Origin of the sequence: Flavobacterium sp. NRK F10 (assembly GCF_024054235.1) — a bacterium.
In the GTDB taxonomy this organism is placed as follows: Bacteria; Bacteroidota; Bacteroidia; order Flavobacteriales; family Flavobacteriaceae; genus Flavobacterium; species Flavobacterium sediminis.
This window is the reverse complement of sequence record NZ_JAMXLC010000001.1, coordinates 545,996-568,607: the sequence shown is the minus strand read 5'-3', so window position 1 is coordinate 568,607 and position 22,612 is coordinate 545,996. Positions and strand designations below refer to the sequence as shown.

General features: G+C 34.4%; 20 protein-coding genes and 1 pseudogene. 10 read left to right on the top strand and 11 right to left on the bottom strand.

Annotated features, from left to right (window positions below; translation table 11 throughout):
• The 5 genes and pseudogenes from NHF50_RS02610 to NHF50_RS02590 all read right to left on the bottom strand — a co-directional run.
• A pseudogene (locus tag NHF50_RS02610) lies at positions 1 to 1,848 on the bottom strand (SprB repeat-containing protein); the annotation flags it as partial.
• Positions 1,849 to 1,874: 26 nt separating this feature from the next.
• Positions 1,875 to 2,810 (bottom strand): methionyl-tRNA formyltransferase, encoded by a 936-nt coding sequence (locus NHF50_RS02605; protein ID WP_252774964.1) that lies wholly within the window; start codon positions 2,808 to 2,810, stop codon positions 1,875 to 1,877.
• Positions 2,811 to 3,959, bottom strand: a complete 1,149-nt coding sequence (locus NHF50_RS02600) for an ABC transporter substrate-binding protein (RefSeq protein ID WP_109568209.1) — start codon at positions 3,957 to 3,959, stop codon at positions 2,811 to 2,813.
• 63 nt (positions 3,960 to 4,022) lie between these two features.
• The gene (locus NHF50_RS02595) at positions 4,023 to 4,580 is read right to left on the bottom strand and encodes a phage tail protein (RefSeq protein ID WP_252774963.1); all 558 of its coding nucleotides are present in this window, start codon (positions 4,578 to 4,580) and stop codon (positions 4,023 to 4,025) included.
• 26 nt (positions 4,581 to 4,606) lie between these two features.
• The gene (locus tag NHF50_RS02590; protein ID WP_252774962.1) at positions 4,607 to 5,164 is read right to left on the bottom strand and encodes a phage tail protein; all 558 of its coding nucleotides are present in this window, start codon (positions 5,162 to 5,164) and stop codon (positions 4,607 to 4,609) included.
• A gap of 154 nt (positions 5,165 to 5,318) precedes the next feature.
• Between NHF50_RS02590 and NHF50_RS02585 the strand changes: the two genes are divergently transcribed.
• The 4 genes from NHF50_RS02585 (at position 5,319) to NHF50_RS02570 (ending at position 7,770) form a co-directional block, all read left to right on the top strand.
• The gene (locus tag NHF50_RS02585; RefSeq protein WP_252774961.1) at positions 5,319 to 5,642 is read left to right on the top strand and encodes a hypothetical protein; all 324 of its coding nucleotides are present in this window, start codon (positions 5,319 to 5,321) and stop codon (positions 5,640 to 5,642) included.
• A 404-nt stretch (positions 5,643 to 6,046) separates the two neighbouring features.
• Entirely contained in the window at positions 6,047 to 6,277 is a 231-nt protein-coding gene (locus tag NHF50_RS02580; RefSeq protein WP_252774960.1) for a hypothetical protein, read from the top strand.
• Entirely contained in the window at positions 6,278 to 7,078 is an 801-nt protein-coding gene (locus tag NHF50_RS02575; RefSeq protein WP_109568204.1) for a sensor histidine kinase, read from the top strand.
• Positions 7,079 to 7,083: 5 nt separating this feature from the next.
• The gene (locus NHF50_RS02570) at positions 7,084 to 7,770 is read left to right on the top strand and encodes a response regulator transcription factor (RefSeq protein ID WP_252774959.1); all 687 of its coding nucleotides are present in this window, start codon (positions 7,084 to 7,086) and stop codon (positions 7,768 to 7,770) included.
• Positions 7,771 to 7,813: 43 nt separating this feature from the next.
• On the opposite strand, the gene NHF50_RS02565 is transcribed toward NHF50_RS02570, so the two are convergent.
• Complete coding sequence (locus NHF50_RS02565; protein WP_252774958.1) at positions 7,814 to 8,206, bottom strand: hypothetical protein; 393 nt, start codon at positions 8,204 to 8,206, stop codon at positions 7,814 to 7,816.
• 164 nt (positions 8,207 to 8,370) lie between these two features.
• Here NHF50_RS02565 and NHF50_RS02560 point away from each other — a divergent pair, with 164 nt between their 5' ends.
• From NHF50_RS02560 to NHF50_RS02535, 6 genes are all read left to right on the top strand, one after another.
• Positions 8,371 to 9,645: an asparagine synthetase B gene (locus NHF50_RS02560; RefSeq protein ID WP_252774957.1), complete on the top strand. Its 1,275-nt coding sequence runs from the start codon at positions 8,371 to 8,373 to the stop codon at positions 9,643 to 9,645.
• Between the two features lies 1 nt (position 9,646).
• Positions 9,647 to 11,356, top strand: a complete 1,710-nt coding sequence (locus tag NHF50_RS02555) for a tetratricopeptide repeat protein (protein WP_170108159.1) — start codon at positions 9,647 to 9,649, stop codon at positions 11,354 to 11,356.
• The gene (locus tag NHF50_RS02550; protein ID WP_252774956.1) at positions 11,357 to 12,007 is read left to right on the top strand and encodes a LytTR family DNA-binding domain-containing protein; all 651 of its coding nucleotides are present in this window, start codon (positions 11,357 to 11,359) and stop codon (positions 12,005 to 12,007) included. It abuts the gene before it with no gap.
• Positions 12,008 to 12,097: 90 nt separating this feature from the next.
• Positions 12,098 to 14,521 carry a LamG-like jellyroll fold domain-containing protein gene (locus tag NHF50_RS02545; protein WP_252774955.1) on the top strand — a complete coding sequence of 808 codons (2,424 nt, stop codon included), beginning with the start codon at positions 12,098 to 12,100 and terminating at the stop codon, positions 14,519 to 14,521.
• Positions 14,522 to 14,679: 158 nt separating this feature from the next.
• Complete coding sequence (locus NHF50_RS02540) at positions 14,680 to 16,683, top strand: histidine kinase dimerization/phosphoacceptor domain -containing protein (RefSeq protein WP_252774954.1); 2,004 nt, start codon at positions 14,680 to 14,682, stop codon at positions 16,681 to 16,683.
• On the top strand, positions 16,676 to 17,410 hold the full coding sequence (locus tag NHF50_RS02535) for a LytTR family DNA-binding domain-containing protein (protein ID WP_252774953.1): 735 nt from the start codon (positions 16,676 to 16,678) through the stop codon (positions 17,408 to 17,410). Before NHF50_RS02540 ends, NHF50_RS02535 begins: the two co-directional genes overlap by 8 nt.
• A 676-nt stretch (positions 17,411 to 18,086) precedes the next feature.
• Here the strand turns inward: NHF50_RS02535 and NHF50_RS02530 are convergent.
• From NHF50_RS02530 to thrS, 5 genes are all read right to left on the bottom strand, one after another.
• The gene (locus NHF50_RS02530; protein WP_252774952.1) at positions 18,087 to 18,890 is read right to left on the bottom strand and encodes an HAD family hydrolase; all 804 of its coding nucleotides are present in this window, start codon (positions 18,888 to 18,890) and stop codon (positions 18,087 to 18,089) included.
• A gap of 84 nt (positions 18,891 to 18,974) precedes the next feature.
• On the bottom strand, positions 18,975 to 19,319 hold the full coding sequence (gene rplT, locus NHF50_RS02525; protein ID WP_109568194.1) for a 50S ribosomal protein L20: 345 nt from the start codon (positions 19,317 to 19,319) through the stop codon (positions 18,975 to 18,977).
• Between the two features lie 113 nt (positions 19,320 to 19,432).
• Positions 19,433 to 19,630, bottom strand: a complete 198-nt coding sequence (gene rpmI, locus NHF50_RS02520; protein ID WP_109568193.1) for a 50S ribosomal protein L35 — start codon at positions 19,628 to 19,630, stop codon at positions 19,433 to 19,435.
• Between the two features lie 70 nt (positions 19,631 to 19,700).
• Positions 19,701 to 20,252 (bottom strand): translation initiation factor IF-3, encoded by a 552-nt coding sequence (infC, locus tag NHF50_RS02515; protein ID WP_109568192.1) that lies wholly within the window; start codon positions 20,250 to 20,252, stop codon positions 19,701 to 19,703.
• Positions 20,253 to 20,281: 29 nt separating this feature from the next.
• Complete coding sequence (gene thrS / locus NHF50_RS02510) at positions 20,282 to 22,222, bottom strand: threonine--tRNA ligase (RefSeq protein WP_252774951.1); 1,941 nt, start codon at positions 22,220 to 22,222, stop codon at positions 20,282 to 20,284.
• Between the last annotated feature and the right edge of the window lie 390 nt (positions 22,223 to 22,612).

Sequence of the window (22,612 nt, the reverse complement as noted above, 5' to 3'; positions counted from 1 at the left end):
TCCTGCAGTTAGTCCAGTTACTGAAGTTGTTCCGTCCCCAGTGGGGTTCCCCGGAGTCCAGTTATAGGTATATCCTCCTGCACCACCAGTAGCTGTATTAACAGTAGCTGCTCCGGTTGAACCACCATTACAAGCGATGTTGGTTTGTGAAGCCTGAGTCAAGGCCAAGGCAGTTGGTTCGGTAATAGTAAAGTTAGTGGAAGTAGTACATCCGTTGGCATCTGTTACGGTACAAGTCCATGTTCCTGCAGTTAGTCCAGTTACTGAAGTTGTTCCGTCCCCAGTGGGGTTCCCCGGAGTCCAGTTATAGGTATATCCTCCTGCACCGCCAGTAGCTGTATTAACAGTAGCTGCTCCGGTCGAACCTCCGTTACAAGCAACATCGGTCTGTGAAGCCTGAGTCAAGGCCAAGGCAGTTGGTTCGGTAATAGTAAAGTTAGTGGAAGTAGTACATCCGTTGGCATCTGTTACGGTACAAGTCCATGTTCCTGCAGTTAGTCCAGTTACTGAAGTTGTTCCGTCCCCAGTGGGGTTCCCCGGAGTCCAGTTATAGGTATATCCTCCTGCACCGCCAGTAGCTGCATTAACAGTAGCTGCTCCGGTTGAACCACCATTACAAGCGATGTTGGTTTGCGAAGATTGGGTTAAGGCTAAGACAGTCGGTTCAGTAATAGTAAAGTTAACAGAATCAGTACATCCATTGGCATCGGTTACTGTACAAGTGTAAGTACCTGCGGCAAGACCTGTAGCTGTTGTACCAGTTCCGCCGGAAGGTGACCAAGAATAAGTATATCCGGTACTACCTGAAGCACTTACTGTTGCAGAACCATTAGTCCCTCCGAAACATGATACGTTTGTTTGAGATGATGCACTTAAAGAAAGATTAACTACATTAACAGTAGCTGTACCACAACTACCTGGAGTTACACAACCACCTTCACCTCTAACGTAGTAAGTAGTGTTTGAACTTGGAGTAACTACAAAAGTTGATCCTGAAGTTGTTCCAATTAATGTTCCTCCACATGATCCTGTATAAACAGCCCATTGAGTGGCATCATTCAAAGTACCACTGATAGTTAAAGTGCTTGAATTTCCTGCACAAACAGGGGTAGTAGCTGTTACAGTAGGAACTGTAGGATCTGTACAAGCCGGAGTAGCTAATAATCTGAAATTATCAATTGCGATTTCTTGTGCTGTACTGGCATTTACAAAACAATTGAAACGTAAATCTAATGTTGTTCCTGTTCCTGATATGTTTGCTGTTAATTCGGTAAAAGCATAGCTTAAAGCTGTTCCGTCTCCGATTAAATCACCATCTGTATCGACACTAAAAGTACTTGAAGATGTTGTGGAATTAGCATAAATGGCAATGATTCTGTTCCATGAGCCTCCGTCTATCCGATATTCAACAGCCATAAAATCCTGACTGGCACCGAATGAACTTCCTTGATAACCGCCGTTAAAATCATTATCGGCAAATAGTCCTTTGAAAGACAAATTTGTTTTTCCGCTTATATCAATTCCGCTCCAGGTTACCTGTTGGTTTGCAGATATACTGCTATTTGTACAGGTTGGACCTTTATCAATATCTTCAGCGGCCCAAAATTTTGAACCTTCAATATTTGAATATGTACCGGATTGCAAATCAATGTCAGCTAAACCTGCTCTTCTAAAATAGGCTGTTGCCGGAGGTCCTCCGCATGAGAATTCGGCAATAGACGGTGTTCTGCTACCGGAACTTGGAGCACCGGTATCTTCAAAAGTATCACTCCAAAACTGAGTTTGTGTGTATGAACTTGTTGAAAATAAGCTCATTGCAATCAAAATGAAAGTAATTTTTTGTTTCATGTGATGTAAATTTATATTGTTAGACCTTAACTAAATGTTTTGCCAATAATGTTACTATGATCACTGAATTGTTTGGCTGTTATAATTCCTTCTTCAGTGCTAAGTATCTCAATGGCAATTTGTTTATTATCAGAGCATGCTACAGCTATTAAGTTTTCTTCTGTAATTTCTGTAACAGTACCGGGATGAATATTTTTATGGGGGGTGTTAAGGGGTGTTGCTGTTATGATTTTTGCCTGTTCACCCATAAATGTGGTGTCAGCGCCGTTATTCCAAGGGTTACAGGCATTGATTAATGCAATTATTTCTTCTGAATCCATTCTTCTCCAATTGATGAATGTATCAGAAAACAGGGGCTTTTCATAATAATAAGCTTCATCTTCATCTTGAGGTATATTAGGGATTTTACTGCCAAATTGAAGCATTTCCGCCATATTCAGGGCAACTTGAGCAACTCTGTTACTTAATTTTTGGGTTAATTTGCCGTAAGTTTCTCCTCTTTCAATGGGAATTGGGTCATTGAAGATAATATTCCCTTCATCAAAATTTGAGTTCATGAAGTGAACGCTGATGGCGGTTTCTGTTTCCTGATTTTTTAACACTTCAAAAATAGGCATTACCCCTCTGTATCGGGGTAAAGGCCCCGGATGGAAATTAATAAATCTTTCCGTTCCGAAAGAAAGTACATCTTCAGGAATTAGAAAAGGGAAGGAAATAGAGAAAATATAATCCGGTTGTATCTCATTGATCCAATTTTTCATTTCAGACATGCTTTTTTTATCGGGAAATGCTTTAAACAATATTTTGTTTTTGTCGCACTCGTTTTCTAAAGCTTCTGTCATCATTTCGGTTCCTTTTCCAATTGCTACACCGTATAGGAATTTTTCATAAGCCATTAATTGTAAGGCTTTGAAAGCAAATTTTCCACCGCATAATAATACTATTTTCTTTTTCTCTTCCATCTAAATACAAGTATAACTGTTGTACCATGCAGAAGTTACCTCATGTAGTGGTAGATTGCATAACTTTTCAAATTCTTCTTTAGTGTCTTTTATTTCTTTGCCTAACTTTATTTCGCAAGTACCTTTGTTTTCAATCAATGTTGCTTCGTAAAGATTTGTAATAGAAGTGTTTGTTTTTTTATCAAAATATATTTTCCCTCTCGGGCTTTCAAATTCAAATTCATGTAATTCGCTTGCAACTTTAGAAATCACATGCTTTTGTTCTGCCAGGAGGTCTAGGGTTTTTATGGCAATTGAAGACGCTTCCCAACTAATTAAAGAAAACAGGTTTGGTTTTTTTCCTGATGATTCTATAGTTTCAATAAAGATTTTATTTTCGTTATTTTCTATCTTTTTTGACCAGGAGATAACTCCGCTCACGGCATCACTCGGTAAAACAGCAGCTTCCAATACGGTTTCTTCCAGTCCGAAAGGAGTTAGGTATATTGGTAAGTTTTGATTTCTATATCTATTATTTATTTCTTTGAAGTACCATTGTACAAAATCGCCGCTGAATAGACTTAGAAAGGCTGTATTTGCGTTAGTAGCTAACTGGTTTTGTATCGGTTCCATTGTAAAATCTGTTTCTTGATAGCCGGTAGCATGGTTAAAACAAATTTTACTACCTGCATTTTCAAAACTTTTTGAAATGCTATACGTATGTAAATATCCTCCGTCATAATATCCGGTTATCATAGCGCCTTCCTGATATCCGTCCTGAGAAGCTTTTCTGGCTGTAAGCCATGCACCTAAGGAATTGTGAAGCGAGTGATAGAAAATGTTAGGACATGTTGGCCATTCATTTGGTAAATTGGCTCCTGCATCTAAAACAATTAGCATTTTATTAGCAGCAAGGAAAAGAGGTCTGAGTAGTTCAGCAGTACGATGTCCTATAAAAGCAAGGACTAAGCTTACCTCTTCTTCCAATAATAGTTTTTCGGCTGAGCGGTAGCATTGTTGTTTATCTGCGCCGAAACCGATATTTTCGGTAATGATTTTAATATCTTCTCTTCCGGCTTGTTTTAATCCTGATTTTAATCCTTCATAGATGTCAAAGCCGATAGTTTTATAATATGTGGACCTTGGTAAAAGAACTCCTATTTTTTGCATATTTTTTTATTGTTAATAAAGGAAATATTTTTGAAAATATTCCCTTTATTTATGTTTGAAAAATTAGTTCCTGCTTGGGAATATTCCTTGCATAGCAATAGAAAAATTTATGGTTAGGTAAGGATTCATGACATCTACAGGAATACCTGATCCGGTAACGTCAGTAGTACCTGATAGTACTGCTCCTCCTGTATATGTATTAGGAGTTGCTCCGTTACCGCTATAAATGGCATCTGTAGCCGTAGCCGGGAAATTTCCTGCCGGCGATAATTCGTCTGCATTATCCGTTGATGCTTGTAAATTAACATGAGCATTCAATAATGAATGGATGTGCGGAGGCAAGTTTGAAGTTGTTAGTGTTTTAGTTGTACTACCCGCTTTTTGTCCCATTGTGTAAAGGGGTAATCCCGGACCTTGTCCTTGTCCAATTGGCATACGCCCTTGTAAATCAGGAAGAGCAAAAGTGGTCTGTCCGTTACCTCCGTAAGTAGTTCCTATAAGTGAAAATAAGGCTGTGTATTGAGAAATTGAAATAATTTGACCGGCACAAAGTGAATATCCCAAAGGGGCAAAATTGAATCCGAATAGTTTAATCTCTCCTATAAATGGTTCCGTTGACATGTGTTTTTCTTTTTATAGTTAGTAAATTAATTACGACTTGGAAAAATTCCGTATATAGCAATGGAATAATTTATAGTTAAATACGGGTTCAAGACATTTACAGGAATACCTGATCCGGTAATATCAGTAGTACCTGTAAGACGTGCTCCTCCTGTATATACATTAGGAGTTGCTCCGTTACCGCTATAGATCGCGCTTGTTGCTGTTGCCGGGAAATTTCCTGCCGGCGATAGTTCATCTGCATTATCCGTTGATGCTTGTAATAGTACACGAGTTGAATTCAAAGAGTGTGTGTGTGGCGGAATGTTACTTGTTAATAGCGTAACTGTAGTGTGACCTCCGATTTCTCCCATTGAATAATCAGGTAATCCCGGACCTTGACCTTGTCCTATTGGCATACGTCCTTGTAGATCAGGAAGAGCAAAAGTGGTTTGTCCGTTACCTCCGTAAGTAGTTCCTATAAGTGAAAATAAGGCTGTATTTTGAGCGATAGACATTATTTGTCCGGCACAAAGCATATGGCCTTTTGGGGCAAAGTTAAATCCGAATAGTTTAATTTCTCCGATAAATGGTTCTGTAGACATAAAAAATTTAGTTTTTATAGTTAATATAAACAAATGTACCATTAACATCAGTTTTGAATATAGGTAGAAATACCTGTTTTTATGAGCTATATAAGAAATATATCAGTTTTTATGATATATTTGTTTACTACTAATCTTAATAAAATTTACTATTATGGCAAAAAACACAATTAGTTTGGAAACTGCTCAGGCTTGGGCTAGCAGATGGAAACAAGAGGAAGGAACTTATAACCAACATAATAAGCTAAAAGCCTTTCTTATTCCCGGAATTGATATTCAACAAGTAATGCAGGAAGACGGTGTTGTGAATGTCAGAGCATATTTAGGAGTTGATGAAAATCAGGTAGAACGATTAATGGTCGTAGGAGTTGATGCAGAGGGGAACGATATGATATCTGAGGAGAACGGTAACTACATTTATGATTTTTCGGAGCCTTGCCCGAATACATGTAATCAAAAAGCTCCTTTTATTAGTTAATACTTGACTTGTTAGGTAGCCTTACGTATATAGGATATTTTTTGCTGGGTACAAATTTTATTTTGTTTCTCTTGGGACTTAAAAAATTTGTATCCAGATCTTATTTTATTTTTACATTTTATCTTTCCATCATCATTATAATTCAGTTTTTTACAGCTTTTTTTAAAAGAAATGGGATTAATAATTTGTTTCTATCGCATCTGTATTTTGTTTTTCAATTTATTATTTTGAGTTTTTTTTATTTATCGATCCTGAAAAATAAGAAACAGAAAAAAATCGTAAAATATAGCCTGTTACTTTGTCCTCTAATTCTGGTTATTCAGTATATTTTTAATCCGGAACTTTTTTTGAGATTCAACCTTTTAGAAATTTTCCTTACCTCATTCTTGTTGATCATTTTTTCAATGTTTCATTTTTATAATATTCTGAACGAAAAGCGAACGTATTATTATATAAATATGGGAATCTTGATCTATTTATTCGGGAGTACGGTTGTTTTTTTATCGGGTAATATCATTTCTGTTTTGAATTTTTCGACCAGTAAGATCATTTGGGAGCTTAATTCAGTACTATACGTGATCTATCAGATTTTAATAATGGTTGAATGGTTTAATATAAGAATAAAAAAAATGTAAATGAACAATGCAGCTCTTACGGATAAGGAATTGATCCTTGCGATCATTTATACATTTATAGCCTTTGTCTTAATGACGATTGCTGTAGTGGTATTCGTTTATTATTCCCGAAAGAAGATCATTCAAAAAGAGATTGAGAATAAAGATATGGAGATCAAATATCAGAAGGAGATCATCAATGCCACTATTTTAGCTCAGGAAGAAGAGAGGAGCAGGATAGCCAGAGATTTACATGATGATATAAGTTCTAAATTAAATATCATTTCATTAAGCAGTTATATGTTAAATTCAGAGAATTTATCAGATGAAGAGCAAAAAGAAATAACGGCTAATATAGTCAATGTATGCGGGAAAGTTTTGCAGAGTACCAGAAGAATATCCTATGATCTTTTGCCTCCGGTTTTGGAAAATTTCGGTTTAAATGTGGCGATAGAAGAATTGTGTAATAATTTTTCAGTTGCAAATAAAGTACAAATAAATTATAAAAATACGTTAAAACAAAGTATCTTTGAAGATATACCCCTCCATAATCATCTGCACCTTTACAGAATATTGCAGGAATTGATCAATAATTCCATAAGACATGGAAATGCGAGACAGATAGACATTCGTTTTGCTATTGAAGATGGAAAAAAAATTTGTGAGTATGTAGATGACGGTAAAGGATTCGACATAAAAAATACAAAGTATCGTAGAGGACTTGGAATAAAGAATATCGAAAGCAGAACAAGTTTTTTGAAAGGAGATTTAAAAATTGAAAGTGCTATTAGCCAAGGAGTACGAGTAATTTTAAATTTCTAATAAAGATGGACAATATAATAAAAATAATATTGGCTGATGATGAGCTACTTTTTAGAAAAGGTATTGCTTTTTTACTAGAAAGAGAGCCTAATTTTAAGGTAATTTATGAAGCTTCTGACGGAAGTGACCTCGTTAATTATCTCGAAAACGATCCGATTGAATTGCCCGATTTAATTCTTATAGATTTAAAAATGCCCTTATTAAACGGAGTTGAAGCTACAAAAAGAATTCACAGTAAATTTCCGGAAATAAAAATAATAGCCCTGACCAGTTATGAAACAAAACCTTTTGTTTTAAATATGATTCAGGAAGGAGCCTCGTCTTACCTTGTTAAGAATACGTCTCCTAAAGAAGTGGTAAAGACGATCAATGAAGTAATAGCCAAAGGTTTTTATTATAATGACATGGTCATGGAAATAATCTATGAAGGGATTTCGTCAGGAAATAAAAAGGTAAAATGCAGTATTGAAGAAGACTATCTTACCTCAAGAGAAAAAGAAGTGCTAAAGTTGATCTGTATGCAGCATAACACCAATGAAATAGCTGAAAAATTGTTTATTAGCCCCAGAACTGTTGACGGACACAGGAACAATCTGCTGTTAAAGACAGAAGCACGAAATATAGCCGGTTTAGTCGTCTATGCTATTCAAAACAAAATAGTAGATGTAGAACAAATCAGTCAGAGATTTTAAATAGAAACAAATAAGGAGCTATAAATTAGCTCCTTATTTTATTTTAGCTGATCAGGTTAGCATGTTCGTTTTCCCAATTATCCGTAGTTTGAATTGTTGAACCATCTTGGTTAAACATAATGGCCGCTTTTTTAGTTCCTGAAACCAGATCAATGTCAAGGATCACTCTGAAAATGACAACATCTTTTCCATCGATAGTAACAGACAACGGACTGATGTCGGACATAAAAGCTAAGACACCTGCTATTCCAAGAGGATGAAGCGTTAAGTTTAATTCGGTGTTCTCAATACTTTCTAAAAGGGCAAGCCCCATGTTTTTACTGAAGTCCCAATCATAGCTAAATGAACAGTCCGGATTTGTCAGAACCGGTGTTCCTTTAATCGTTTGACCCAGAGTTAAATTAAATTTTACTTTAGAAGGAATTTTATTTTCCATGGTTAAATGTTTTAAATTGCTTTTAAACAAAATTCCTCATTTGACAGCTATTTGTTACAGGCGAAAGTTATAGATAAAAAAAAAAGGTTGAATTACCTGGTCTGTCAGGTATTTCTACCTGTTTGCCGAACCAATTAATCTTATTATATTTGAATAAAAATGAAATGAAGGGTTTATCATTTTCTATAATTCTATACCTTATCTTTTTTTCCATAACTATTAAGGCCTCTTCCGTATTGTTACCTATGGACGCTGAGGGGCAGCAAAATCATCTGAAAGCTTACGGAATTACCTATTGGGCACTGACAAAGGACTATAAAGTGAGTTGGCTGTTAAATTACAGAGGAGGTTCGTTCTTGTTACCCGATGCAGCTGAGATCCGAAGAGAATGCCAGATCAGAGGAGTTACATTTGAAATTTTATCAGATGCTTCTGCTAATAATATTCTGGAACAAATTAGCAGCCCTTCTCAAAACATGGAAACGGTGATTTTAGAAAAAGCACCTAAGATTGCAGTGTATACTCCTAAAGGGAAACAGCCTTGGGATGATGCTGTGACCATGGTTTTAACTTATGCCGAAATTCCATATACTGAAGTTTACGATGCGGAAGTACTGAGCGATCAGTTATTGCTTTACGATTGGTTGCATTTACATCATGAAGATTTTACCGGACAATACGGAAAATTTTTCGGAGCGTATCGAAATGCACCTTGGTATATAGAACAAAAAAAACAAGCAGAAGAATTAGCCGCAAGTCTGGGATATCAAAAGGTATCAGAAGAAAAACTGGCAGTAGCCAGAAAAATAAGAGATTATGTCATTGGGGGAGGTTTTATGTTTGCCATGTGTTCCGCAACCGATAGTTTTGATATTGCTTTAGCTGCTGACGGGGTTGATATTTGTGAGCCTATGTTTGATGGTGATAATAGTGCACCGAATTATCAGGCTTCCATCAACTACAACAATAGTTTTGCATTCAAGGATTTTATTTTAGAGCGTAGCCCGATGGTCTATGAATTTTCGGATATCGATACAACTAATGACAGGATAAATAAAACTATTCCTTTTGAGCAGGATTATTTTTCCTTAATGGATTTTTCAGCAAAATGGGATCCGATCCCAACGATGTTATGCCAAAACCATACGCAACTCATAAAAGGATTTATGGGACAGACGACAGCTTTCAGAGGAAGTTTGATTAAGAGTAACGTTCTTCGTTTAGGAGAATGTAAAATAAACGGAGAAGCCCGCTACATTCACGGAACCAGAGGTAAAGGTATGTTTACTTTTTACGGCGGACACGATCCGGAAGATTACCAGCATAGAGTAGGAGATCAGCCAACAGTTTTAGATTTGCATCCCAATTCGCCGGGATATCGTTTGATCCTGAATAATGTATTATTTCCGGCAGCAAGGAAGAAAAAGCAGAAAACCTAATATGAAATTCAAAATACTTAGCTTTTTTTTATATTTTTTTCTGATATATCCCGTTAAAGCGCAGTTTCATCAGGATTTTCAGAAAGGCATAGATTATTTAAAAACGTCTAAAATTGACAGTGCTCTATACTTTTTTAAGAAGATTGAGAAACAGGTAACATCTTCTGATGATTCCATTAAAGGTATTTACAAACTGAATTTAGGTAAAGTTCTGAAATTAAAGCAAGATTACCCGGAGGCATTAAAACTTTATGAGGAAGCCGAATCCATTTTTAATACGATAAAATTATACGATCGCTTAGCGGAAACATATCTCAATATAGGCGAGTTTTACAGGGCTAAATATGATTTTGACTTATCTTTAGAATACCTTAATGAAGCTAAAGAAATTATAGACAAACATCACGTTTCACGCGAAACAGAAGCGTATTACTGGAGCCGAAGAGCTGCTCTTTATATAGAGAAAGAATACGATTGTCATAACTCTATAAAATGTTCACAAAAAGTCTTAGAATTATTTAAAGGAGAAGGCGCTAATGCTTTAGTGGCTTCAGCTTTTAATGAAATAGGGTATGCCTATAAAAATCTGAATAAAGATGTCCTTGCCGAAGAGTACTATAAAGAAGCTTTACAGCAATTTAGAAAAATTAACGACGAATTATACGAAGCTAATGTGTTAATTAATATTATTAGATTGTATGAAAAGAAAGGACGTATACAAAAGGCAAAGTCTTTTATTGACAGAGGTTTAGAGATTTCCCGTAAAAAACAATACAATATTTACCTTCAGGATTTTAAATTTTTAGAAGCCGGATATTTTAAAGTAACCGGGAATTATAAAAAGGCGCTCGATTCTTATGAGGTTTTCCGTGAATTAGAAAAAGCAGAGTTTATCAGTAAATGGAATAAGCAGATCATTGAGGCAGAGCGGAAATATGAATTAGAAAAGAAAAATTCGGAGCTTGAGATTAAAGAGTTGAATTTAAAAAATCAGGCTAATGAACTAAAAAGTTCCCGAGTTAATTTTTTTATTGCGGTAGGAATACTTTTTTCTTTAATTATTTTGACATTAATAGTTTTGTTTTTTTTCAGGAAAACTCAAAAGAACAATAAAGTGCTTGAAAAACTATCAAAAGAAAATGAATTCCTTTTAAGCGAAACTAATCATAGAATTAATAATAACCTACAGTTGATTACAATCTTAATTTCTGATGAGCTCAGAAAAGCCAACGCTGAATCTGAAAATATTCCGATAAAAAAAATATTAGCAAAAGTAGAGACTATAGCTATTCTTCACAGGCATTTATACCAATCAGCAGATAAAAGGCAGGTAGACATACATGAATATCTGAATGAAATTAAATCCGTTTATGGTGAAGTTTTCGAAGAAAGGAATATAACTATAGATTTAAAAATTGATTCTGTTTTATTGAGTTCAGATACTACCATGTTCATAGGCTTGTTGGTTACAGAACTGATAATAAATTCCATAAAGCATGCTTATACTCGTGAACAGGAGAAGGCAATTTTGATTTCTGTTTTAAGAGAGAAAGATTTCATTCATTTTTTGTACCATGACAATGGCGAAAAACCTAAAACAAAGGAAATAGATCCTAAATTAGTGGCACAGTTGTGTTTGCAATTAGACGTAGAATACAAAATTGATGTAACAAAAGGATTCAAAATAACATTTTCAAAAAAGATTGCATAAATGGTAAAGATACTGATAGTTGAAGATCAAGTGTTGATTGCAAATCACATAAAGAATATCTTAAATGAAAATAATTACACCCAAATCGATATTGCGTATAAAATTAATCAGGCAATTGAAAAACTAAATTCTTTTAAACCGGATGTTGTTCTGTTAGATATCAATGTCGAGGGTAGAGATACGGGAATTGACTGGGCCAAACAACATGTAAAAGAAGCAAAAATTATTTTCATTACAGGGCAATCGGAACTTTCTACTTTGCAAAAGGCATTAGAAGTTAATCCTGTGTCTTATTTAACAAAACCCGTAAGGACAATTGATCTGTTAGCAGCACTTCAATTAGTTGTGATCAATAATAAATCGAATTATGTTGTTATAAGAGACGGACACAATGAAATTAAATTGAATACCAATCAAATACTATTTGTAAAGAGTGATAAAAATTATATTGACATTCAAACCCCGGGAAAAAAGTATACTGTAAGAAATACATTAGATAATTTTTATAAAGATTTAGACCCTGCTGTTTTTTGCAAAATTCATCGTTCCTATATTGCTAATGTATCAAAAATAGCACAAAAAAAATCAAATGCAGTAATTATTGACAAATATGAATTACCGCTTTCCAGGAACTGTGATCTGATCTTTTAATTCGTCCACAAACTTTTGCAGTTCGTCCCAATAAACTTTTAAATAGTTAATAGCAAATTACTTTTGCCATAGAATTTTAAATTTAATTTTATGAAACAAAAGTATTTTTATTCTTTTTTATTATTCTGTTTATCGGTTATTGCTTTTAGCCAAACATTAGATCAATCTAATGCCCCTTCAGATAACGGAGGAGGAAGTTTTACCGTTTCTTCAACACAGAATGTAGGACAGTCATTTGTAGCCGGTATGACCGGAGATATGACGCAAGTGAATCTTAGAGTTGGAAATTGGGGATCAGTTTTTAGTGCCGGAGATTTTCAATTGAGAATCTTTGATGGAAACGGATATGGAGGTACAGTATTGAACACTACGAGTTTTACTATTACAAATCCGCCAGTTACCAATGGTTATGAAGAGTTAAGTGTTGTTCTTTCTTCTAGTGTAGCTATTGTTAGCGGTAATAGTTATACCATAGATTTTAGAGGGATAACAGGTTCTGTTTCTACTCATGGTACAGGAGCAAATTATGCTAACGGAGGGTTGTATTTTAGTGACGGAAACGCAATCTTGTACGATTCGTATGATTTATGGTTTAAAACATTTCTTACGGTTCCTACACCGGCAACACATTTAAATTTTGACGGAGTTAATGATTATGTAAACTTAGGAACTTCAATTTCTACTGCTTTAAATGGAGCAACTGCTTTAACATTTGAAGCATGGATTAATCCATCAGTTTTAAATGGGTGGAATAATATTATTACAGATTATGATGGAGCTTATCATAAAGTATTATTACGTGTAAGAAATAACAACAACATTCAATTTGTTTTAAATGGTACTTTTTTAAATTCTCCTTTTAGTGTTCCCTTAAATACATGGACTCATATTGCTGCAGTTTATGATGGAGCAAATATGTATGTTTATGCAAATGGAACTTTAATCGCTTCTCAAGCTGCTTCTGTAAGTTTACCAACCACTTCAAATCAATTTAACATTGGTAATAGAATTAGTGGTTCAGAGCTTTTCACAGGAAATATTGATGAAGTTCGTGTTTGGACTACTGCAAGAACAGTTGAACAAATTAATGGTTCTATGAACTGTGAATTACAAGGCAATGAGACAGGGTTAGTGGCTTATTATCAATTCAATCAGGGTATAGATCAGGCAGACAACTCAGGTGTTACTACTTTGACAGATGTCACTTCAAATGGATACGACGGAACATTGACTAATTTTACTTTAACAGGTTCAATGTCAAATTGGTTAGCAGGTTCTGCGGTAACAACCGGATCTACGGTTCCTGTTGCTCCTACCGTTTCAACACCAGTGGTTTACAATCAAGGAGCTACCGCTACCGCTTTAACAGCAACCTCTGGCGGAACAGGCTTACTATGGTATACAACTGCTACAGGCGGAACAAGCAGTACTACTGCACCGACTCCTGATACTTCAGTTGCAGGTTCTACATCATATTGGGTTTCTTCAACCAATGCAAATGGTTGTGAAAGTGAAAGAGCCGAAATTGTAGTTACTGTCAATGCGGCTGCGACACATTTAAATTTTGACGGAGCTAATGATATTGTTAATTTAGGAACATCGTTAACTACTTATTTTACAGGTAAAACGGCAACAACAGTAGAAGCTTGGGTTAGACCGGAAACAAATTCAGGTTTAGGAGTGATTGCTGGTAATTATGATTACCCAACATCAGGACTTGGTTTACAAATGTTATTGAGAAGAGATAATAACGGTTATTCTTTCTGGATAAACGGAGGTACAGGATATTCATCAGTAGTAGCTTCCAATGCAGTGGTGTTAAATACCTGGCAACATGTTGCAGGTGTTTGGGATGGTGCAACGATGAAAATTTATGTAGATGGTGTTTTAATTAATTCAGCCGCAAAAACCGGAGCAATGCCTTCAATAACATCGACTTTTGTTATCGGTGGAAATGCACAAACTGTTCCTGAAATGTTTAAAGGAGATATAGATGAGGTTCGTATTTGGGATATTGCTTTGGCAGATTCTGATATTTTAGCTACTAAAGATTGTGAGTTAGAAAATGGGCAAAATAATATTATAGCATATTATAAATTCAATCAAGGGTTTGAAAATGCTGATAATTCCGGTGTTACAAGTTTAACCGACAGTTCCGGAAATAATTATAACGGAACTCTTAATAATTTTGCTTTAACAGGATCTACTTCAAACTGGAAAATAGGTTCTCAAGTAACAACGGGTAATGTTTGTCCTCTTGTATTAAGCAGTACTGCTTTTAATGCGAACAAGTTTTTGATGTATCCTAATCCGACAAAAGGAATTTTTACGGTTAGAACGGAAGAAAATGTGACGATTGAAGTTTATGATATTGTTGGAAAAGTTGTTAAAAAGCAAAAGATAGTATCTGGAGAAGCAAATGTTGACATCACAGCTCTGAATTCAGGAATTTATATTGTTAAAACTATTGATTCAGAAAATAATTTTGAAATCTTCAAATTAATTAAAGAATAACAATTTAAATTTTATAGTAGAAAAAGCTCTCATTTTTGAGAGCTTTTTTAGTAATAGCTGCTTCAGTAAGTTTCAATAATAATAATTAATCAATCAAAGAATGAGGATTAATTCTAAATAATGTACAAAATATAAGTGAAAATCTTTATTTTAGCTCAATGAGAAGCCCTTTTTTTTCTTTTCTTTTTTTATTGATAGGTTTTCCGAATAGCTTTTTGTGGGGACAAGTTAACGCCGTTGATAGTTTGGAAAGGGAGTTAAAACACATCACAGATTCAAAATCATCATCAGAAACGTCTGTTGATACATTACAAGTTCAAATTTTACTTTCTCTTTCAGAAGAGTTAGACGAAACAAAAACTGATGATGCTATTCTTTATGCTAAAAGAGCTTTAGAAAAAGCCATCAAATTAAAATTCCCGAAAAAGATACTGGAAGCAAGCTTTCTCTTAGGTAAAATTTATAACAATACCAGTGATTTTGACCTTTCAGAAACCTATCTGAAAAAAGCATTGGCTATGGCAAACGATCAAAAAGATTATATCTATATAGGAGATTGTCATTTCTATATGGCCAGAGCAAACTTAATCCGGAATAATTTTCCGGAGTCCATAAAACATTTGAATTGGGCCTTACAGGCATACGAAAAGATCAATGATAAAGTTAAAATAGCCAGAGTGTTCAATAGCAAAGCTATTTTATATGGAAAGCAAAACCGTCAGGATCAAGAGCTTGAATATTATAATAAAGCATTACATTCTTTAGACGGACTGGAATCAAAGGATGCAGAATGGCTCAAGCATATTATCTCTACCAATTTAGCCTATAATCATTTAGACAACAAAGAGTACAAAAAGGCTTTATCAATTTTCCTGGATTCATATCTAAAATTAAAAGAGGAACAGTCAAATCATTCAGCCGGGAGTGCCCGTGGGGTAGGAGCTTCCTATTTGAAATTGAACCAACTTGAAAAGGCACTGGAATATTTTACTATAGCATTAGAAATCTATAAAAAGACAGATAACAAGTCTGGCTTAGGAGATATAAACAGAGAAATAGGATATGTATACTTTCTGGAGAAGAATTATAAGCAGGCCGAACAATATACTTTAGAAGGCTTAAAATATTCGACACAAATAGGAGAGTTAGAATCTATCAAATTCTGTCATGAGAATTTGGCTAAAATTTATAATGAGTCAGCAAAATACAAACGGGCTTATGAGAATGAATTATTATATAAAAAGTATAGTGACTCTATGTTCAATATAGAGATCAATAACAGGGTTTATGAATTGCAAAAGCAATATGAGTTTGAAAAGGAAAAAGAACTATTAGCACAGGAGCAACTTCAAAAAGAAAAAGCAAGCAAGGTCAGAGCAGAGAAACAACAAATGTTGATCTATATTATTGTTATAAGCCTTATTGTGTTGAGTGTCTTAACTGCTGCTATATATTATAATTTAAAAGAGAATAAAAAACAACGCAAAATTGTAGAAGATCAGAAAGAAATGATCCAACGTTCCTTATATGAAAAAGAAACTCTCTTACGGGAAATACACCATCGGGTGAAGAATAACCTTCAGATCATTTCCAGTTTGCTCAATATGCAGTCAAAAGATGTAAAGAATGATGATATTTTATATCTTTTAAAGGAAGGACAAAACAGGATACAGGCGATGAGTCTTATTCATCAAAAGCTTTACCAGTCAGAAGATATAGATAAGGTTGATATTGAAAACTATGTGAAAGATCTTACGACATTCTTATCGCAAATGTATATCGGAGATTCAAAAAGAATAACGGTAAATATTTATGCCCATAAATGTAAATTTGATTTTGAAACTGCCGTTCCGCTTGGGTTGGTCATAAATGAGCTGGTCTCTAATGCTTACAAGCATGCGTTTATTGACCAGTCGCAAGGAATTATAAAAATTGAGATTGAGTCATTAGGGGATTTAGATTATGAACTCAAAGTCAGTAACAACGGTACCCCATTACCGGAAGACTTTTCGATGGAAGATCAAAAGTCACTGGGATTAAAAATAGTTTCTATTTTAAGTCGCCAGTTAAGAGGAAGCTTTGAGATAAAAAAAGAAGGAAAATTCACTACCTTTATAGTGATGTTTAAGAATTTAAAATTATATAAGAAGAGGAATGATTAAAGTTTTAATTGTTGAAGACGAATTGATCATAGCTGAAGATATTAAAACAATATTACAGGAGCAACACTATAATGTAGTGGGGATAGCTATGGATTATAAAGAAGCGATTAAAATTTTAAACGAAAATGAAAAACCGGATCTGGTGCTACTGGATGTCAATTTAAATGACACCAAAGACGGAGTCGATCTGGCTCATTATATTAACGAAAACTATAAGATACCATTCATTTTCGCAACGTCTTATTCAGATAGTCAAACTTTAGAAAGAGCTAAAAAGGCAAATCCCGTTAATTATCTGGTAAAGCCTTTTAAAAAAGAACAATTGTTATCAACCATTGAGATTTCATGGCATAAGATTAATAATGAAAAGCCTAAGCCTGAGGGAAGTTCAGAAAGTAATACAGATGTAGTAGTTAAAGATGCGATCTTTTTAAAAGATAAATCAAGATATACTAAAGTAGAACTGGAGGATATTTTATGGATCAAATCAGATGGTAATTACTTGGAAATAAAAACAAAGAAAAAAGAAGAGCTAATCAGAGCATCGTTGTCAGGTTTCATAGAAAAATTAAACAGCGATCAGTTCTTCAGAACTCACAAGTCTTATATTGTAAATTTAAAGAATATCACAAATATAGAGACTAGCTTTGTTCTTATCGGAGACACTAAAATCCCTCTTTCGAAGAACTATTATGATGATTTGGTAAAAAAACTGAATATCATTTAAAAACAAAATCACAGCATATAGTTGTTTGATAACAAATAGACAGGACTTCAGAACATTTTTTTTGAAAAGCAATAAAAATATCGTCACTTTATGGTATACTTATTGAGTAGTAGAAAAAAATTACGTGATGATTGACCTTTTTAAAAAACACATCGGTGAGAATTTCGTGTTGCTATTAAAGGCAGTAGGTCTGGTACTGCTTTTAGCACTCATACTACTTTATTTTTATTTGGTTTTCAGATATGTACTCATATAAAAAGGGAAGCCATTGCTATTAACCATAACCCTTTTTAGACAACAAGGCCCCACAAATTTATACGTGGGGTTTTGTTTAGCAATGTGTTATAGATTAACTAAATAATCTTAGTTTTTATTTTTTTATAACATTTTTTCGGTATATAATTAAATTTTTTAAGAAATAAGTGTTGGTTTTTTGTGAAAAAGTATATATTTGAAACATAAAACTATAAAAAATGTCTTGTCCAAAATGTGGTAGAAGAAAAAGGAACAAGAATTCTATTAAAGATTTTATTCCTACATTAAATTATTTTAAGTGCTTTAATTGTAGAAAGAGGTTTATTTGGTTATCAATGATGAATAAAATGTATTTTCTGCAAAAAGCCTCATTATTAAAATAATTTAAAAAAGAAAAACCCGCATGCTGCGGGTTTTTGTATTATTCTAAATCAACTAATTTTTTGAGTACAGTAAAAACCCCATTATGATCATTGCTATCAGTAATGTAAGAGGCTATTTTCTTTAATTCCGGATGCGCGTTCTGCATAGCAACAGCAGTGCCTGCTTGTTCGAACATTTCAAGATCGTTTAAGTAATCCCCGAAAACTAAAGTTTCATCCTTAGTAATATGGTTCTGCTTTTGAATAAATTCAATGGCATTACCCTTATTCACTTGCAACTGCATAATATCAACCCAGTACTCTCCTGAGATCTTTACTTGTAGTGCCTCTTTAAAATCTTCAAAGTAAGGGTAAATATGTTTTTCAGCCCCATTCGGATTGTATAAAGCGATTTTAAAATAATGGTCATTCGGATCGCTCAACAGATCATGAACTAATGAGTATTTGTTGTAGAACTCTTTAAAATAATTTACAAATTGCTCGCTATCCTGTTCTATATAAGCTCCGTTTTTTCCGCAAAGAACAATATAAGTATCAGGGATCTTTCGGGCATGTTCAATAACATTTTGTAATAAAGAGATATTGATTGCTTTAACTAAGATCTCAGTTCCGTTCTTTTTAACAAAAGAGCCGTTTTCAGCAATGATAGTCAGTTCATTTAAAATAGGTTTGAATTTATCAGCAATACTGAAATATTGTCTTCCGCTTGCAGCGATGAACTGAATGTTTTTAGTTCTTAGTTTTTCATATATTTCAAAAAAAGACGGATCAAGTTCGTGTTTAGAATTGAGTAATGTTCCGTCCATGTCAGAGACGATTAATTTGATCTTAGATAATTCCATAGGAGTTTCTATTGGGAAAATAAAAATCCCGCTAAAAAAGCGGGATTTTCTATATAAGTAAGATAAGGTTTGACAAACGTTTTATTATTTAACTTGATTTACAATAGCAGCAAAAGCTTCAGGGTGATTCATTGCTAAGTCAGCTAAAACTTTACGGTTTAGCTCAATGTTATTAGCTTTTACTTTACCCATAAATTGAGAATAGCTCATACCGTGTAATCTTGCAGCAGCGTTAATACGCATAATCCACAATGCACGGAAGTTTCTCTTTTTTTGCTTTCTGTCGCGGTAAGCATATTGCATTGCTTTTTCTACCGCGTTTTTAGCTACTGTCCAAACGTTTTTACGTCTTCCAAAGTATCCTTTGGCTTGCTTCAATACTTTTTTTCTTCTAGCTCTTGAAGCTACATGATTTACTGATCTAGGCATAATTTTTAATTTTTTTGTAGTAAGGCGGTCATTGTTTTGACACTTCTGAATCCTGATTTATCAGGACGGCCCACTCCAGGGTTACTAAATAAATTTTTTAAACCGAGATTAGATTATACTAATCTTAATTGTTCTTTCACACTTCTTTCGTCAGCTTTGTGAACTAAAGTCGAGTGAGTTAAAGCTAATTTACGCTTTTTAGTTTTTTTAGTCAAAATGTGACTTTTAAAAGCATGCTTTCTTTTAATCTTTCCAGAACCTGTGATAACGAAACGTTTTTTAGCTCCGGATTTAGTTTTCATTTTAGGCATTTTCTTCCTTAATATTAAATTATCTTACTTACATTATCTTTAGCAGTTACCTGCAATATCTCAAATGAGATTATTTCTTTTTCTTAGGAGCAATATACATGATCATACGTTTTCCTTCTAAAACAGGCATGTTTTCAACTTTGCCATATTCCTCAAGGTCTTGAGCTAAACGCAACAATAAGATCTGTCCTTGCTCTTTATATATAATGGATCGTCCTTTAAAGAAAACAAACGCTTTTAGTTTTGCACCGTCACTTAAAAATTTAATAGCATTCTTCTTTTTAAATTCATAATCGTGCTCATCAGTCTGAGGACCGAAACGTATTTCTTTAACAACGATCTGGGTAGATTTTGCCTTAAGCTCTTTTTCACGCTTCTTTTGTTGGTACAAAAATTTACCGTAATCCATTATCTTACATACAGGAGGTGCAGCATTGGGTGAAATTTCAACCAAGTCTAATTCCTGTTCGTTAGCCATTCGTAAAGCTTCGGCTGTTTTATAGATACCGTTTTCTATATTATCACCTACTAAACGAATTTCAGGCACACGAATATTTTCATTAATTCGGTGTGCATCTTTTTTTTCTTCTCTGGGGTTAAAACCTCTTCTGTTGTTTCTAATTGCTATGGCTCTAAAATTTTAAATTAAACTTAAAATTGTTTTAATGTCTTGTCGATTTCTTCTTGGACCAGTTTAGCAAATTCCTCAATTGTCATAGACTGATTTGATTTGCCGGAGTCACCGTGGCGTCGTACCGAAATAGTTCCATTCTTTTCTTCTTCCTCACCTACGATCAACATGAACGGGAACTTTTGAACTTCAGCTTCTCTGATTTTCTTACCAATAGTTTCGTTTCTATTGTCAATTTGGGCGCGAATTTCGTGATTTTCTAGCAAATTTAAAACTTTTTGAGCATATTTTTCATATTTCTCGCTCAAAGACAGTATTATAGCTTGCTCCGGCATTAGCCAAATAGGGAAATTACCCGCAGTATGTTCCAATAAAATAGCTACAAAGCGCTCCATACTGCCGAAAGGAGCACGATGGATCATTACAGGTCTGTGTAATTCATTGTCGCTTCCTTTATAAGTCAGGTCAAAACGTTCCGGTAAATTATAATCAACCTGAATGGTTCCTAACTGCCAACTTCTTCCCAGTGCATCTTTGACCATGAAATCAAGTTTCGGACCGTAAAAAGCAGCTTCACCCGATTCGATCACATAATTTAATCCTTTGTCTTTTGCTGCACTGATAATAGCATTTTCTGCTTTTTCCCAATTTTCAACGCTACCTATATATTTATCAGGATTGCTTAAGTCTCTAACTGAAACCTGAGCTGTGAAGTTTTCAAAACCTAATGAACCGAATACATATAATACAAGATCAATTACATTTTTAAACTCAGCGTCTAACTGATCCGGAGTACAGAAAATGTGTGCATCATCTTGAGTAAAACCTCTTACGCGAGTCAAACCATGTAATTCTCCGGATTGCTCATATCTATATACAGTACCGAATTCAGCATAACGTTTTGGTAAATCTTTATAAGACCAAGGTTTTGCATTGTAAATCTCACAGTGGTGAGGGCAGTTCATTGGTTTTAATAAAAATTCTTCTCCTTCGGCTGGCGTATGAATTGGTTGAAAACTATCAGCACCATATTTAGCATAGTGACCGGAAGTTACATACAGTTCTTTTTGACCGATATGAGGAGTTACAACTTGCTCGTACCCGGCTTTTTTCTGTGCTTTTTTTAAAAAATGTTCCAAACGATCACGTAAAGCGGCACCTTTAGGTAACCATAAAGGTAAACCTTGACCCACTTTTTGAGAAAAATGAAACAGTTCCAATTCTTTTCCTAACTTTCTGTGATCTCTCTTTTTAGCCTCTTCAAGCATTTGAAGATACTCTGTAAGATCTTTTTGTTTAGGGAATGAAATACCGTAAACGCGTGTTAATTGCTTGTTTTTTTCATCTCCTCTCCAGTAAGCACCTGCCACAGACAAAATTTTCATGGCTTTAATAATTCCTGTATTAGGAATATGACCACCACGACATAGATCTGTAAATGTGGAGTGATCACAAAATGTTATAGTGCCGTCTTCCAGATTTTCAATTAACTCTGTTTTGTATTCGTTGCCTTTATAAAAAGCTAATGCTTCAGCTTTTGTTGCGGAGCGCATTTTGAAATTGTGCTTTTCACGAGAAATTTCTAAAACCCGGTCTTCGATCTTTTTAAAATCAGCATCAGTGATTTTATGTTCGCCAAAATCTACATCATAGTAAAAACCATTGTCGATTGCCGGTCCGATAGTTAATTTAATACCCGGATATAATTCTTCTAATGCTTGGGCCATTACGTGAGAAGTAGAATGCCAAAAAGCTTTTTTGCCTTCAGAATCATTCCATGTATATAATATAAGAGAACCATCGGTGGTCAATGGAGTAGTGGTTTCAATCGTTTTTCCATCAAACGAGGCAGAAATAACATTTCTGGCTAAACCTTCGCTTATACTCAAAGCTACATCCATCGGTGTTGCACCTTGTGCAAACTCTTTAACCGAACCGTCAGGTAAAGTAATCTTAATCATCATATAAAATTTAAAGTTGCAAATATATAACATTAGATAGTCAGATACATATAATAAGTGTAATTTTCTATGTACAGAAATGTTCTTTCTTTCTTTTTTAATAACTATATATGGTATGGAAAAGAGATTTTATAGCAAAATAACAGGAAAGTAAGAATAGATAATGTAATTGTTATATATAAAGAGTGCAAGGGTGGAATTTGATTTAACTCTTCCTTTCGGTTATATATTTAGAAGGGTTAAAAAAAGTTTTTTTTGTAAGTTATTGTGTTTCAGGGTTGGTAAAAAAAACTTTCAAAAAAAGGTATAAAAAAGTTTGCGAGAATGGAAAAAGCTACTACTTTTGCACCCGCAAATCAGCCGAGATATGTTTTTAAATAAAGCGATTTA

Coding starts and splice junctions, on each gene's coding strand:
- NHF50_RS02605 (WP_252774964.1), bottom strand. CDS start 2,810: ATGGAAGAGAAAAAGAAAATAGTATTATTATGCGGTGGAAAATTTGCT.
- NHF50_RS02600 (WP_109568209.1), bottom strand. CDS start 3,959: ATGCAAAAAATAGGAGTTCTTTTACCAAGGTCCACATATTATAAAACT.
- NHF50_RS02595 (WP_252774963.1), bottom strand. CDS start 4,580: ATGTCAACGGAACCATTTATAGGAGAGATTAAACTATTCGGATTCAAT.
- NHF50_RS02590 (WP_252774962.1), bottom strand. CDS start 5,164: ATGTCTACAGAACCATTTATCGGAGAAATTAAACTATTCGGATTTAAC.
- NHF50_RS02585 (WP_252774961.1), top strand. CDS start 5,319: ATGGCAAAAAACACAATTAGTTTGGAAACTGCTCAGGCTTGGGCTAGC.
- NHF50_RS02580 (WP_252774960.1), top strand. CDS start 6,047: ATGTTTCATTTTTATAATATTCTGAACGAAAAGCGAACGTATTATTAT.
- NHF50_RS02575 (WP_109568204.1), top strand. CDS start 6,278: ATGAACAATGCAGCTCTTACGGATAAGGAATTGATCCTTGCGATCATT.
- NHF50_RS02570 (WP_252774959.1), top strand. CDS start 7,084: ATGGACAATATAATAAAAATAATATTGGCTGATGATGAGCTACTTTTT.
- NHF50_RS02565 (WP_252774958.1), bottom strand. CDS start 8,206: ATGGAAAATAAAATTCCTTCTAAAGTAAAATTTAATTTAACTCTGGGT.
- NHF50_RS02560 (WP_252774957.1), top strand. CDS start 8,371: ATGAAGGGTTTATCATTTTCTATAATTCTATACCTTATCTTTTTTTCC.
- NHF50_RS02555 (WP_170108159.1), top strand. CDS start 9,647: ATGAAATTCAAAATACTTAGCTTTTTTTTATATTTTTTTCTGATATAT.
- NHF50_RS02550 (WP_252774956.1), top strand. CDS start 11,357: ATGGTAAAGATACTGATAGTTGAAGATCAAGTGTTGATTGCAAATCAC.
- NHF50_RS02545 (WP_252774955.1), top strand. CDS start 12,098: ATGAAACAAAAGTATTTTTATTCTTTTTTATTATTCTGTTTATCGGTT.
- NHF50_RS02540 (WP_252774954.1), top strand. CDS start 14,680: ATGAGAAGCCCTTTTTTTTCTTTTCTTTTTTTATTGATAGGTTTTCCG.
- NHF50_RS02535 (WP_252774953.1), top strand. CDS start 16,676: ATGATTAAAGTTTTAATTGTTGAAGACGAATTGATCATAGCTGAAGAT.
- NHF50_RS02530 (WP_252774952.1), bottom strand. CDS start 18,890: ATGGAATTATCTAAGATCAAATTAATCGTCTCTGACATGGACGGAACA.
- rplT (WP_109568194.1), bottom strand. CDS start 19,319: ATGCCTAGATCAGTAAATCATGTAGCTTCAAGAGCTAGAAGAAAAAAA.
- rpmI (WP_109568193.1), bottom strand. CDS start 19,630: ATGCCTAAAATGAAAACTAAATCCGGAGCTAAAAAACGTTTCGTTATC.
- thrS (WP_252774951.1), bottom strand. CDS start 22,222: ATGATTAAGATTACTTTACCTGACGGTTCGGTTAAAGAGTTTGCACAA.